The sequence below is a fragment of the Nocardia sp. NPDC052001 genome (assembly GCF_040680615.1).
In the GTDB taxonomy this organism is placed as follows: Bacteria; Actinomycetota; Actinomycetes; order Mycobacteriales; family Mycobacteriaceae; genus Nocardia.
The window spans coordinates 1-13,962 of sequence record NZ_JBFAXC010000018.1 but is presented as its reverse complement, the minus strand read 5'-3'; the positions used below and the strand labels follow the sequence as shown (position 1 = coordinate 13,962).

Below are 13,962 nucleotides of genomic sequence, written 5' to 3'. Positions count from 1 at the left end.
CTCTAGCCCAAGGGTGTTGCGACGCGGTTCGGCCGAGCGGAACGAGGATGGAAATGACGGATACCCCAAAGGGGTCGGCCAAACAGGCCGCCTCGAGTCCGGATCAGGTCGAATTACGCAGGTTGCTGGCCGGTTTGACCGCCGTGCGCGATGGTGATTTCGGGACACGGTTGCCCACGGATGCCGATGGACTGCTCGGGGAGATCGCCAACGTCTTCAACGGGATGGTGGATCAGCTGTCGCTGTTCACCTCCGAGGTCACGCGCGTGGCGCGCGAGGTGGGTACCGACGGGCGTCTGGGTGGGCAGGCCGAGGTGCCGGGTGTCTCGGGCACCTGGAAGGACCTCACCGATTCGGTGAACGCCATGGCGGGCAACCTGACCAGTCAGGTCCGCGATATCGCGCAGGTTGCGACCGCGGTGGCGCAGGGCGATCTGTCGCAGAAGATCGATGTCGATGCGCGCGGTGAGATCCTCGAGCTGAAGAACACCGTCAATACGATGGTCGATCAGCTGTCGTCATTCGCGGACGAGGTCACCCGCGTCGCCCGTGAAGTGGGTTCGGAAGGTCAGCTCGGAGGTCAGGCCGAGGTGCCCGGTGTCGGCGGCGTATGGCGTGATCTCACCGATTCGGTGAACTTCATGGCGGGCAACCTGACCGCGCAGGTCCGCAATATCGCCCAGGTGACCACCGCGGTCGCGGGCGGTGATCTGAGTCAGAAGATCACGGTCAGCGCGCGCGGTGAGATCCAGGAGCTGAAGAACACCATCAATACGATGGTCGATCAGCTGTCCTCGTTCGCCGATGAGGTCACGCGCGTCTCGCGCGAGGTCGGCACCGAAGGCATCCTGGGCGGTCAGGCCGATGTGAAGGGTGTCTCGGGCACCTGGCGCGACCTCACCGACTCGGTGAACTTCATGGCGGGCAACCTGACAGCGCAGGTGCGCTCGATCGCGCAGATCTCCACCGCCGTCGCCGGGGGCGACCTGACCCAGAAGATTCGGGTCGATGCGCGCGGTGAGATCCTCGAGCTCAAGAACACCATCAATACGATGGTCGATCAGCTGTCCGCCTTCGCCGATGAGGTCACCCGCGTCGCCCGCGAGGTCGGCACCGAAGGCAATCTCGGTGGTCAGGCGACTGTGCGCGGAGCCTCGGGCACCTGGAAGGACCTGACCGACAACGTCAACGTCATGGCCTCGAACCTGACCAGTCAGGTGCGCTCGATCGCGCAGGTCGCCACTGCGGTCGCGCGCGGTGATCTGAGCCAGAAGATCACCGTCGAGGCCAAGGGCGAGGTCGCCGCGCTCGCGGGCGTGATCAATACGATGGTCGACACCCTGTCCGCGTTCGCCGATGAGGTCACCCGCGTGGCCCGCGAGGTCGGCACCGAAGGCATGCTCGGCGGCCAGGCACGCGTGTCGAATGTCGCGGGCACGTGGAAGGACTTGACCGACAACGTCAATTCCATGGCCAACAACCTCACCAACCAGGTCCGCAATATCGCGCAGGTGACCACCGCGGTCGCGCAGGGCGATCTCACCCGCAAGATCGACGTCGACGCGCGCGGTGAGATTCTAGAGCTCAAGACCACCATCAACACGATGGTCGATCAGCTCTCCGCGTTCGCCGCCGAAGTCACCCGTGTCGCCCGAGAGGTCGGCTCGCAAGGTCGCCTGGGTGGCCAGGCCGAGGTCGAGGGCGTCTCGGGCACGTGGAAACGCTTGACCGAGAACGTGAATGAGCTCGCGGGCAACCTGACCCGTCAGGTCCGCGCCATCGCCGAAGTCACCAGCGCCGTCGCCGAGGGCGACCTGACCCGGTCGATCACGGTCGAAGCCTCGGGCGAGGTCGCCGAGCTCAAGGACAACATCAACTCGATGGTGGAGTCCCTGCGCGAGACCACCAAGGCGAATCAGGATCAGGACTGGCTCAAGACCAACCTGGCCCGCATCTCCGGTCTCATGCAGGGCCAGCGCGATCTGAATGTCGTCGCCGAGCTCATCATGGATGAGCTGGCCCCGCTGGTCTCCGCGCAATTCGGTGCGTTCTATCTCGCCGACGACACCCCGGAGAAGTCCGAGCTGGAATTGATCAGCTCCTACGGCAGCCCCGAAGAGCCCGGTGCCGCAACACGTTTCGCGTTCGGCCAATCGCTGGTCGGTCAGGCCGCGCGCAGTCGCCGCACCATCGCGGTGGACGATGTCCCCGGCGACTACGTCACCATCTCCTCCGGCTTGGGCCAGACCGCACCGGTGAACCTGCTGGTGCTGCCGATCGGCGTCGAGGATCAGGTCCTCGGTGTGATCGAGCTGGCGTCCCTGCACCACTTCACCCGCACCCATCGCGATTTCCTGGATCAGTTGATGGAAACCGTTGGCGTGAACGTCAATACGATTATCGCGAATGCCCGCACCGACGATCTGCTGGCCGAATCGCAGCGCCTGACCATCGAATTGCAGGCTCGCTCACAGGAATTGCAGGTCCGGCAGGAGGAGTTGCAGAGCTCCAATGCCGAAATGGAGGACAAGGCCGCACTGCTGGCGATGCAGAATCGCGATATCGAGGCCAAGAACCTCGAAATCGAGCAGGCCCGGCAGGAGCTCGAGACGCGCGCCCAGCAGCTGGCGCTGGCGTCGAAGTACAAGTCCGAGTTCCTGGCGAATATGAGCCATGAGCTGCGCACACCGCTGAACAGCCTGCTGATTCTGGCCCAGCTGCTGGCCCAGAATCCGACCCGCAACCTCACGCCGAAGCAGGTCGAATACGCGGGGATCATCCATTCCGCGGGTTCGGATCTGCTGCAGCTGATCAATGACATCCTCGATCTGTCCAAGGTCGAGGCGGGCAAGATGGATATCACGCCCGAGCAGGTGCCGCTGCGCAAACTGCTCGACTATGTCGAGGCCACCTTCCGGCCGATGACGACGCAGAAGAATCTGGGCTTCCAGATCACCAGCGCTCCGAATCTGCCGCTGGAATTGCTGACCGATGATTCCCGGTTGCGTCAGGTACTCGGCAATCTGCTGTCCAATGCGGTGAAATTCACCGAGACCGGATCGGTCGAATTGCGCCTGGAGCCGCCGGATCCGCGCGAGCTGCCCGCCGCGGTACGCAGACACGGCACCGCCATCGCCTTCCGGGTGATCGACACCGGTATCGGTATCGCCGCGCATCAGCTGGAGTCGATCTTCGGCGCGTTCCAGCAGGCCGACGGCACCACCAGCCGCAAGTACGGCGGCACCGGTCTGGGCCTGTCGATCAGTCGCGAGATCGCTTATCTGCTCGGCGGTGTCATCACCGCGGAAAGCGCACTGGGACAGGGCAGTACGTTCACCCTCTACCTGCCGGTGGCCCGTCCGGATTTCCTGGAGTTGCCGTTCCCCGAGCGGGAGGACACCCAGCGCGCCGATAACCGCCCGCCCACGCCGAGCTCGGCGACCGGGCAATTGCGCCGACTGCTGGTCGTGGAGGAACGTCCGCAGGGCCTGCTGTCGCTGGTCGCGCAGAGCGCGGTGGCGGATCTGGCCGACAGCAATGATCCGCGCGGCCCGGTGCAGGTCGTGAGCGCGATCGGGGTGGAGGAGACCGCGGCCGCGCTGGCCTCGCAGTCCTTCCACTGCGTGGTGCTCGAACTCGATATGCCCGATAACGCGGCTCTGCAATTCCTCGAGCGTATGGATGGCGATTCGGCGCTGCGCAGCATTCCGGTGCTGGCGCACAACCGCAGACTCGATGCCGATCAGGAGCGTCGCCTACAGGATCACATCACGCGCCGCCCGCTGGAATTGCTGACCAGCCTGGACGAACTGCGCGAACGGATCGCGTTGCACATCACCGCGGAAGCCCCGGGTGATGTGCTGCCGCTGGTGCGGCGCGGGGGAGTGACGACCGCCGGCGCGCTGCCGCAACCGGCGGGTGAGCTCGCCGGTCGCACGGTGCTGATCGTCGACGATGACGCTCGAAACCTGTTCGCGCTCAGCAGCATTCTGGAATTGCACGGCATGAGCATTCTGCACGCGGAGAACGGTCGCGAGGGCATCGACAAACTGCTCGCCCATCCGGAAACCGATCTGGTGCTGATGGATGTGATGATGCCCGAGATGGACGGCTACACCGCGACCGCGACCATCCGCGAGATGCCGCAGTACGCGTCATTGCCGATCATCGCGGTCACGGCCAAGGCGATGCTCGGCGATCGCGATAAGAGTCTGGCCTCGGGCGCGAACGACTATGTCACCAAACCGGTCGACGCGGAAGCGCTGCTCGGCTGCATCCGGCACTGGCTCGGCGCCTGATGTCCGAGCCTCATGACCCCGGAGAGGAACCGATCACTCCGGACGATCAGGCGCGGCCCATGTTCACCCGCCTCGCGGCGACCGTGGAACGGCTGCGCACTGAGGTCCGCCAGGCGCAGGCCACCGCGGACGGCCGGGCACTGATCGAGATGGCCAAGGGTGTACTCATCGAGCGATTGCAGTGCGCCCCGACCCAGGCGGCGTTGCAGTTGCGGATCCTGTCCGAGCAGGCGGGCATCAGCGAGCTGGAATTGGCCGCCGATCTGGTCAATGAGGCCGCGCGCGACCGGATCAGCGCGGCGGTGGGCCAGTTCCTGCGGCGCACGGCAGCCCCGGAGGAGGCCGCGGCCGCGGTGCGATTGCGCACGGCGGAAAGCGGATTGCTCGCGGCGACCGACACCCAGCGGGTGGCCGAATCGGTGCTCGAGCACGCGGTAGCGCCCCTGGGCGGGACAGCCGTGGCGATCTGGTCCGCGGGCACCGATGCGTCGCTGTCACTGGTGGGATTTGCGGGCATCGCCCCGTATGAGGCCGAGCGGTGGCGCTATGTCCCGCCCGGTGTGGCGACGCTGGCGCGGCAGGCCCTGGTGGACCGAACCGCACTGTGGAACGAGAGCCTGGAGCCCGACGGCCTGCCCTCGATCGGTGATCGCACCGGTGCGCGCGCGGCCATTCCGGTCGGCGCGGGCGGCAAGCTGCTCGGCGTGCTCGAGGTGTGCTGGCCGCATCCGATCGAGCAGCAGCCCTCTCGCGTGCGACGTCAGTTCGAAGCGCTGGCGGAGCTGGTCGCGCACACCCTCGAATCGGATCTGGTGGTGACACCGACCGCGTACCGTCCCGATATCGCCGATCTGGTGCGATTGGCCGATGGACTGTTCGATCCGGCGCTGGTACTGCTGCCGCATCTGGTCGACGGCGCGCTCACCGATTTCCGTATCCACCACGTCAATTCGTGCTTCCTGGATCCGGCCGGGCGTCCGCGCGGGCTGATCAGCGGTGCGCTGCTGCTCGAGGCGTATCCGATGGCCGCCTCCGAAGGCCGGTTGTTCGAGCGCATCGAGCACGTCTACGCCACCGGTGAGAGCTACCGCGCGGAGCGGATGCTGCTGACCGAATTGGTCGATCAGATTCCGCTGACGCTCTCGGCCGCGCTGAGCATGGCCCGGCACGGCGATGCGGTGCTCATGGTGTGGCGGGTCGAGGATGAGGCGGCGCGGCTGGCGGCTCTGCTCCAGCATGCCCAGCGCCTGGGCCGGGTCGGCGGTTTCGAGGAAAGTATCGCCAACGGCGAGATCACCTGGAGCGCACAACTTTTCGCACTGTACGGATTGGCGCCGAGCGCGGATCCGATCCCGCTCGCGCAGCTGCCCGGCCATGTCCAGGACGCCGATTCCGATGCTGTGCGCCAGTTCCTGCGCACGCTGCTGCGTTATCGCCGCCCGGCGTCGACGGCGTTTCGGCTGGTGCGCTCGGACGGGGTCACCCGCCATATCCGCGTCATCGCCGAACCGGTCCTGGACACCGCCGGGCATCTGCTGCTCATTCGTGGTGTCTACCAGGACGTTTCGGCGCAGCACTGGACCGAGATCGCACTGTCGGCCACTCGGGACCGGCTCACCCACACCGAGGAGCAGGCCGCGGCGCAGAGCCGGTTGGCCCGCCAGCTCCAGCAGGCGATCATGCCGGATGAGCAACCGTCGACCGAGGCATCCGGGCTGCAGATCGCGGTGCGGTACCGCCCGACCGAGCAGGATCACCTGGTCGGCGGCGATTGGTATGACGCGATTGTGCTGCCGTCCAAGGAGATTCTGCTCTCGGTCGGCGATATCGCCGGGCACGGCATCACTGCGGCGACGGGAATGGTGGTGCTGCGCAACGCTTTACGCGGCTTGGCTGCCACCGGTGCGGGTCCCGGTCAAATGCTGACCTGGCTGAATCTGGTGGCGCATCACCTCACCGATCGAATCTTCGCCACCACACTGTGCGGTCTCTACGATCCGAGCACCCGGATATTGCGCTGGGCGCGTGCGGGGCATCTGCCGCCGGTCTTGATCCGCGGCGGTGTCGCGTCGAGCCTGCCCCCGCTCAAGGGCATGATTCTCGGTGCCGCGACTGATGCGACCTACGAGGAGGGCGAACTCCAGCTCGAATCCGACGACACACTGCTGCTCTACACCGACGGTCTGATCGAACGCCGGGACCGTCGCCTGGACGAGTGTGTGGCCCAATTGCTCATCACCTCGGCCCGATTCACCGGAAGTCTGGACGAGCGACTGGACTATCTGCTCGATGCCAGTGACGCCGATACCGACGACGACACCTGCGTTGTGGGCATCCACGTCGACTGACTCGATGCGCACCCCGTCAGGCGCCGCCCAGCGCCTGCGCGGTGGTGCTGTACAGGTCGAGCAGTTCGTTGATGCCGGTCAGCTCGATGGGCCGCCGGGCCGCCTCGGACACCACGATCCGCAGTTCCCGGCCGACGGCGGCCTCGGCGACCCGCACGAGCACGCTCAGCCCGGCCGAGCCGAAGAAACCGACCTCGGACAGGTCCACCACGATCCTGGAATGGTCGGTTGCCAGCGCATCGCTGATAGCCGTCAAAAGTATTGGCGCCGACACCATATCGACTTCGCCGGCCACGGCCACGACGATGGCCGCCGCCTCGGTGCGCGTGTGGACTGTCAGCTCTGGCGCTTGGCTGCTCAACTGATTGCCCCTGGTTCCGAAATCGCCGCGACCTCACCGCGCGGACCGTGAATCCCACTGGCAGGTCACCCTATCGCCAATCCGGAAGTTGGCAAAGAACGCCTCTGAAATGGCTCACACGTTTGAATCCGCCCAAATCGGGAACGTACGCGCTGTGCCCAGTAACAACGTCATTGATGCGCCTGCCCCGTGCGTCCAGGTCGGGGATGTTTACCAAGCGCGCCGTTCCAGCTGGACCGAGTCCGCGCAGTTGCGGATGGCACCCGATGGTCGCAGTGGCGAATTGCTGATAGCGCTGGCCGCACCCGAGCAGTCCGAGATCACCGCGATCGAGTCCGGGCGGGCGGACTTCGCCTGGGTGAACAGCGCGCACCTCGCCCTGGTGGCCTTCCGTTTCGACCAGGGCATCGACTGGTCGGACTTCCCGTACACCCCGCACCGCGCCGAGCATCCGAGCGGGATCGCGATCGACGACGAGCCCAGCGAGCTGCTGCTGCGGGTGGTCCTGGTCGACGCGAATACCGGTCTCGTGCGCGCGGTCCGCGAACTGTGCTGGCCCGCGCAGTTCGCGCAGGTGGCCCGCGCCTCCGCCGCCCGGCTGTGGGAGTCGCCCTTCAGTGAGCGCGCCGCCGATCAGGAGCAGGACCGCCTGTACACCCGCTACCGGACGACCGCCGATCTCGTACGCCGTCGTGCCGATGCCACCTGCGTGGGGATGCACACGCGATTCTGAGCGGTATCGGGGTGGGAGGTTTCGTGATGTCCGATGTCCCGCCGGCCGGGGATGGTCGCAATGAGACCGAGGCCGAACGGCTGGACCGGAACTGGAACAGTTTGATGCAGGAGCTGCGGGTCGTGCAGACCGGGGTGCAGCTGCTCACCGGGTTATTGCTGACCTTGCCATTTCAAGCTCGCTTCACCGAGTTATCGCATGCCATGCGTTTGCTGTACCTGTTGATCGTGTCGACATCGATCGCCGCGACCGTATGTTTGATCGCGCCGGTGGCCGCGCATCGAGTGCTGTTCCGGCGGCATCGAATCGGCAGTGTGGTGGTGACGGCGCACCGTTATGCCCTGGCCGGACTCGGCTTACTCGGCATCGCGCTGACGGGAGTCGCCGTCTTGATCTTCGATACCGTGGCCGGTCCGATCTGGGCGAGTGCGGCCGGGGCGTGCTTCGGGCTGTTGTTCACCCTCGCGTGGGCCGTGCACCCGTGGTGGCAGCGTGGCGGAAATCGCTGGTGACTCAGGCCGATTGCTTGGTGAGCTCGACCTTGGGTTTATCGAGTCGGGGGATGAGCAGTTCCTCGACCAGCAGCAGTACGCTCGCGGCGATCGGGATAGCCAGCAGTGCACCGAGCACGCCCAGCACCGACCCGCCGATCAAGACCGCCACGACGGTGACCACCGCGGGCACCTGTACGGTGCGCCCCATGATCCGAGGCACCAGCAGATAGTCCTCGACCGCGCGCAGCACCAGGAAGTACGCCACCGTCGCTATGCATACGGGCAGCGAAACCGTCAGCGCGACAAGGGCTATCGCGATTCCGGCGAGTGTCGAACCGATCAGCGGAATCAGGTCCAGGACCGCGACCAGCACGGCGAGAACCAAGGGGAACGGCACCTCGAACGCCGAGAGCCAGATGAAGGTCAGCACCCCGGTGATCAAGGAGATCAAAAGGTTTCCCAGCACATAGCCACCGACCTTGGCGAAGATCGCGTCCCCGATCAGGATCGCGCGGGGGCGTCGCTCATGGGGGAACAGGCGGTAGATGTAGGCGCGCAAGGTCGGAAAGTTGGCCGAGAAGTACGCGGTGAGCACTGCGGCGATGACGGTGCTGGTCACCGCGCCGAAGACCACTTTGCCCGCGCCGAGCAGGCCCTGCGACAGCCGTTCCAGATCGCTGCCGGTCCCCTGCTGCACCTTCTGATCGAGATGGAATCGATCCGACACACTGTGGATCACCGGATAGCGATCTTCGAGGTGCCGCAGCGTATCGGGTGCGTGGTGGATCAGCGCCTGGCCCTGATCGATCAACGGCGTGATCGCCGCCCACAGGAACGCCGCCAATCCGCCGAGCACCAGCACGAAGATCAAGGTCACCCCGAACCCGCGCCGCACGCCATGCCGCACCAGCCACGACACGGCCGGTTCCATGCCGATGGCCAAGAACAATGCGGCCACCACCAGCAGCAGCGCCTGGTGCGCGGCGAGTACGACCTGTACCGCGCCCACGGTGACCAGCACGCCGGCCGCCGCGTGCAGCCCGGTCATGAATGGTGATCGCCGATCGAACCGCCGACCGGGCGTGCCCAGCGGATGCTGGTCGCTGGACAGCGCGGCGGCGTCCTGCTCAGCGGACGAGATGGGTGCGGGTTCGTCCGAGCGCGGCTGGCCGACCCACTCGGTGCTTTGTTCTTCGTCGTTCATGGTCGGGCCGGTATACGGGAGAGCTGAGCAATCATCACTTGTCCTGGTGTCGCGAGCCCTCGCGGCGTTCGAGGCCGACGGCGTCGGCGAGTTCGGCGCGGTGCCGCTGGAGTTCGGGGTATTCGGTGCTGAGCTCACCCATGAAGTCCGCGAGCGCGTCGGCGACGGCATTGAGCTTCTGCTGCAACGCGGCGTCACTGCGACTCTGGGTGTTCTGCAAGAGCGCCACCAGTAGGAACGTGATGATCGTGGTCGCGGTGTTGATCACCAACTGCCAGGTGTCCACGCTCGGCATTACCGCGATGGAGGGCACCCAGACCACGACCAGGATTACGCAGAAAACGAAAAACCCTGCCCGAGAGGCGAATTCGCTGGCTTTGGTGGCGAATCTATCGAAGATCGACAGTTGCTCCCCGCGTGCTACCGCCGTACCGGGCGAGTGGTCCACGTGTGCTCCTTCGAATTCGATACAGCCGATCGCTCAGGCCATACCACCGTCGGCGCCGTGATAAACGCGCCGTCGACGGCGTCAATCGAGGGGCGGCCAGTCCCGGTTGTGGGTGAATCGCACCTGCGTCGGGTAGCCGGACATGTGGTGGTCGAAGGGGCCGACTTCGGTCTTCAAATCGTCGGTGATGGCCTGGAGCAAATGCCAGCCCATACTCGCGACCCGGAACGCGGCATCGGTTTGCGATACCGAATTGATCCGGACCTCGATCGATTGTTCGTCATAGGTGAAGTCACAGCTGATTTCGGTGCCCGGCGTGCGATCCGACACCAGCGCGGTCGCCACCTCATCGAGGGCGACGCGAATATCGGTGACCATGCTGACATCGAAATCCGCTGTCAGGCATACGGTTTCGGCGAGGGCGCGCAGCATGAGGAGCTGCGAGGCTTCGGCCGGAACTCGAACCCCGATGGTGTGGCCGCGCGCGTCATCCATCGGATGGCGCGTGGTCCCGGCCTCGTCCGGGGAAACCAGCCGCAGATGCGAGCCGCCGGTGCGGTGGGGTTTCCCGTTGGTGCTGCCGTGGTGGGTTCTCGGTAACCCGGTCATCATCTTTGCCCCCGGAATCTGGTCGACGGTGATCTCTATCCGATCTTCAATTGGCTCTGAATTGGATCTACCCGGCAATTCACAGTGGAAACGTAAGTGTTGCGAACCACTCTCCGGGGGCGGGATAGGTGTCACGTGATGTTTCGAAGGTGGTGGCAGGGGGTTCATCGGCCATGGGGCGGAGGCGTGTGGCCTCCGCCCCGGAATTCACCGCCGATGGCGAGCGTCGCTCAGACCTCCACGGCCTGTCCGGTCCGGGCGAATCTCGCCCTCATGAGCAGGACGTACAGCCCACCGGCGACGAAACTGCCTGAGAGCCAAGAGAAGTCGGTATTTCCCAGCGCTCGCGCGACCGGGCCCTGCATCGCGGGCACCAGTCCGTACTGCCAACTCCACCCGGCGAGCAGACCGGCCGCGAGGCTGACCAGGCCGGGGATATTGATCCCGCCGAAGGCCGAGGAAGCGGGCTCGCGATATAGGTCCGGGATCGACAGCGCCCGGCGATGGATCAGGAAATAGTCCACCAGCAGGATCGACATCCATGGGCTGATCCACATCAGGATCGAGACCATCCAATTGTCGAAGGCATGCGCGAAACTCGTGGCATTGATGAATACCGCGAGCACCAGCGAAGCGATCACACCGGCGAACAGCGTGACTTTCCAGCGGGCGATGCGAATGCCGATGGTCAACGCCGCGAGCGAGCACGAGTACAGGTTGAGGATATTGGTCGCGATCGGGCCGTGCATGATCAGCAGCAGTACCGGGATCGCCAATACGCCGAAGGTGCCGACGACCACCGTCGAGGGGTCGGCGCTGCCACCCGCGCTCGCCAGGCAGGCCCCGAGCACGGCCAGCCATACCGTCGGAATGTACATACCGGTCGCCGAGGCCCAGAAGACTTTGCGCGCGGACAGATTCGGGCGCACGAAACGGCTGTAGTCGGCGGCGTAGGGAATCCAGGTCAGACCCCAGCCGATCCCGATCGCGGTGATGAGTTGTGTGATGGCGGTGAGCTTTTCGCCGGGGGTGTCGGTGACGGCGGTCGACCAGTTCAGATGAGTGCGGCCCAATGCGAGCACCGTCATCACCACCATGACCGCGATGGTGAGCGGCACGGTGTATTTCTCGAACGTGCGAATGGCATAGAACCCGTACAGTGCCAAACCCAGCTGCACCGCCATAATGACCGCTGCCACAACGATTCTGAGCCCGAGTCCGCCGCTGATGCCGAGCTGATCCAGTACGGCCAGCACCAGATCCAGCACCACCCAGGTATTCACCCCGACCCAGGCCATGGTCAGCAGACCCTGCACGAGTGCGGGCAACGCCGCCCCTTTGATGCCGAACGCCGAGCGTCCCAACACCATCTGATTGACCGCGGTGCGATGGCCGATCACATTGAACAGCCCGAATATGGCGCAGCCGAAAAGGTTTCCGATCACGACCACGATCAGGGTTTCGAGCAGGCTCAGTCCCAGGGTGATCCCGAGCGCGCCGAGCACCCAGTTGATCGGGGCGATATTCGCCCCGCACCAGATCCAGAACAGCTCCCACGGTGAGCAGTCCCGTTCCTGATCGGGGATGGGCAGGACGCCGTGTTCGTCGAAGCGCACGCCGGTCTCGGCGGGTGCGGTGCGTTCGGTGGTGTCGGGAGGTTGGGACATGGCCGCATTCCTTTGTTGTGAGGTACCTCATAACAGCAGTGTGGGAGCCGTCGAAGGGATGGATGTTCATCCACCAATGCCGGAAATGTTCTGTACATTCGACTAGATGTTGACCATCAGCCGACTCGTCGACGATCCCGCCCTGGGACTGCGCGTGGTGACTCCGGAACTCACGGACGCGCTGGACGCGGAGATCCACTGGCTGCACACCACCGAGCTCGCCGACCCCTCGCCGTATGTGCGCTCGGGTGAGCTGGTGCTGACCAACGGCCTGTGGCAATCGCAGGTATCGCTCGATCGTTTCGTGGCGGCGGTCGCGCGTGCGGGTGCGGCCGGGCTGGTCTTCGGTCTCACCGCGCAAACTCCCGAGCTTCCCGAAGACCTTGTCGCCCTGTGCCTTTCCCACGGTCTTCCCCTCGTGGAACTCTGCATCGGTGTGCCGTTCGCCGCGCTGACCCGCGCGGCCGCCGCGATCCAGAACGAGGTGTTGCAGGCCGAACTGACCGCGACGGTCCACCGCGGCGATGCGCTGGCAACCGCGCTCTCCCGTGGCAGCGGCGCGGCGGGCGTACTCGAAATCCTGCGCGGTGAAACGGAATTGCCGCTACTGGTGGTGGACCGCAAAGGCCGTCGCCTGGCCTCGATCGGCTGCGAGCCGACCGACGAACAGGTCCGCCTGGCCGCCGCCGCCCTCAACCGCACCCCGCCGCCGCTCGAAGTCGATCTGCTCGGGACCGGCCCCGCCGCGCTGTATCTGATCGAGGGCGCGATGGGTGAGATCGACGCGGGCCTGTACTGCCTCGAACCCTCGGCCACCCTCTCGGCCGCCGATCAAGAAGCCCTCGCTCAAGCTGCCCGCTTCCTGAGCTTGGAAGTCACCAAACAGCAAGCGGTCCACGCCATCGAAGCCCGTTTCGCCGCAGAGCTTTTGGAGATGATCCTGTCGGGCCCGCGCAGCAGTGCCGAGGTGATCCGCCGCCTCCGCGCCTACGGCGTCCCCCCGGATCGCCCACTGGCCGTGCTGGTTTCAGCCCCCGTCCCCGCCGCCGGCGCAACCGCCCAACCCGACGACATAGCCCACGCGGTAGGCGCGTTCTTCGCCGCCCACGGCATCCCCGCCTTCACCGCCGCGGGAAGCCGCGACGTGGTCTCCATATGCCTGTGGGAACGTTCCCCCGAAGACCTCACCCGCTTCGCCCGCGACCTGTCCACCGAAACCACCAGACGTTCCCCCGTCCCCCGCACGGTGATCGGCATAGGCGACATCACCCCCGCCCCCGGCCTCCGCGACGCCCTCGTCCGCGCCCGCGAAGTCTGCCAGGTCCTGCGCGCCCAACCTTCCCCCGACATAGCAACCTTCGCCGACATAGCCACCTTCCGAATGCTCCTGGGCCTCCTCGACACCCAAGTCCGCCAACGCTTCTCAGACCAAATCCTCACCCCCATCCGCGACCACGACACCCGCTCCCACACCGACCTCGAACACACCCTCCGCACCTTCCTGGCCCACGACGGCCAATGGGCAGTAACCGCCACCGCCCTCCACGTCCACGTAAACACCCTCCGCAACCGCATTACCCGCATAACCGACCTAACCGGCCGCAACGTAAACCGCCTCGAAGACACCATCGACCTCTATTTGGCCCTGACGGCCGAATCCCTCGAATCCCCCATCCAGCCCACCAACCCCACTACCTGATCCGGACTAGGGCGTGTTTTGAAAGTCAATGCACCGTAGCCACTGGTTGATGGCGGCGATGTGGATCGTGGCCAGGTAGCGGACGGCGAGTTTGTCGAATC

General features: G+C 65.5%; 10 protein-coding genes. 5 read left to right on the top strand and 5 right to left on the bottom strand.

Annotation, left to right across the window (positions count from 1 at the left end; genetic code table 11):
* Positions 1 to 53: 53 nt before the first annotated feature.
* Both AB0L82_RS40780 and AB0L82_RS40775 read left to right on the top strand, forming a co-directional pair.
* Positions 54 to 4,298 (top strand): HAMP domain-containing protein, encoded by a 4,245-nt coding sequence (locus AB0L82_RS40780; protein ID WP_364649890.1) that lies wholly within the window; start codon positions 54 to 56, stop codon positions 4,296 to 4,298.
* Complete coding sequence (locus tag AB0L82_RS40775; RefSeq protein ID WP_364649887.1) at positions 4,298 to 6,646, top strand: SpoIIE family protein phosphatase; 2,349 nt, start codon at positions 4,298 to 4,300, stop codon at positions 6,644 to 6,646. Before AB0L82_RS40780 ends, AB0L82_RS40775 begins: the two co-directional genes overlap by 1 nt.
* Positions 6,647 to 6,662: 16 nt before the next feature.
* Here AB0L82_RS40775 and AB0L82_RS40770 read toward each other — a convergent pair whose 3' ends face one another.
* The gene (locus AB0L82_RS40770) at positions 6,663 to 7,007 is read right to left on the bottom strand and encodes an STAS domain-containing protein (RefSeq protein WP_364649883.1); all 345 of its coding nucleotides are present in this window, start codon (positions 7,005 to 7,007) and stop codon (positions 6,663 to 6,665) included.
* A gap of 256 nt (positions 7,008 to 7,263) precedes the next feature.
* Here AB0L82_RS40770 and AB0L82_RS40765 point away from each other — a divergent pair, with 256 nt between their 5' ends.
* Both AB0L82_RS40765 and AB0L82_RS40760 read left to right on the top strand, forming a co-directional pair.
* Positions 7,264 to 7,740 carry a hypothetical protein gene (locus AB0L82_RS40765; protein WP_364649880.1) on the top strand — a complete coding sequence of 159 codons (477 nt, stop codon included), beginning with the start codon at positions 7,264 to 7,266 and terminating at the stop codon, positions 7,738 to 7,740.
* 26 nt (positions 7,741 to 7,766) lie between these two features.
* The gene (locus AB0L82_RS40760; protein ID WP_364649877.1) at positions 7,767 to 8,252 is read left to right on the top strand and encodes a DUF6328 family protein; all 486 of its coding nucleotides are present in this window, start codon (positions 7,767 to 7,769) and stop codon (positions 8,250 to 8,252) included.
* A 1-nt stretch (position 8,253) separates the two neighbouring features.
* Here the strand turns inward: AB0L82_RS40760 and AB0L82_RS40755 are convergent, their stop codons facing one another.
* From AB0L82_RS40755 to AB0L82_RS40740, 4 genes are all read right to left on the bottom strand, one after another.
* Entirely contained in the window at positions 8,254 to 9,438 is a 1,185-nt protein-coding gene (locus tag AB0L82_RS40755) for an AI-2E family transporter (RefSeq protein WP_364649874.1), read from the bottom strand.
* Between the two features lie 34 nt (positions 9,439 to 9,472).
* The gene (locus tag AB0L82_RS40750; protein WP_364649871.1) at positions 9,473 to 9,886 is read right to left on the bottom strand and encodes a low affinity iron permease family protein; all 414 of its coding nucleotides are present in this window, start codon (positions 9,884 to 9,886) and stop codon (positions 9,473 to 9,475) included.
* An 81-nt stretch (positions 9,887 to 9,967) separates the two neighbouring features.
* Positions 9,968 to 10,495: an anti-sigma factor gene (locus AB0L82_RS40745; RefSeq protein WP_364649868.1), complete on the bottom strand. Its 528-nt coding sequence runs from the start codon at positions 10,493 to 10,495 to the stop codon at positions 9,968 to 9,970.
* A 230-nt stretch (positions 10,496 to 10,725) separates the two neighbouring features.
* The gene (locus AB0L82_RS40740; protein WP_364649865.1) at positions 10,726 to 12,162 is read right to left on the bottom strand and encodes a cytosine permease; all 1,437 of its coding nucleotides are present in this window, start codon (positions 12,160 to 12,162) and stop codon (positions 10,726 to 10,728) included.
* A gap of 106 nt (positions 12,163 to 12,268) precedes the next feature.
* On the opposite strand from AB0L82_RS40740, the gene AB0L82_RS40735 reads away from it, so the two are divergent.
* Positions 12,269 to 13,861 carry a PucR family transcriptional regulator ligand-binding domain-containing protein gene (locus tag AB0L82_RS40735; RefSeq protein WP_364649862.1) on the top strand — a complete coding sequence of 531 codons (1,593 nt, stop codon included), beginning with the start codon at positions 12,269 to 12,271 and terminating at the stop codon, positions 13,859 to 13,861.
* Positions 13,862 to 13,962 lie beyond the last annotated feature (101 nt).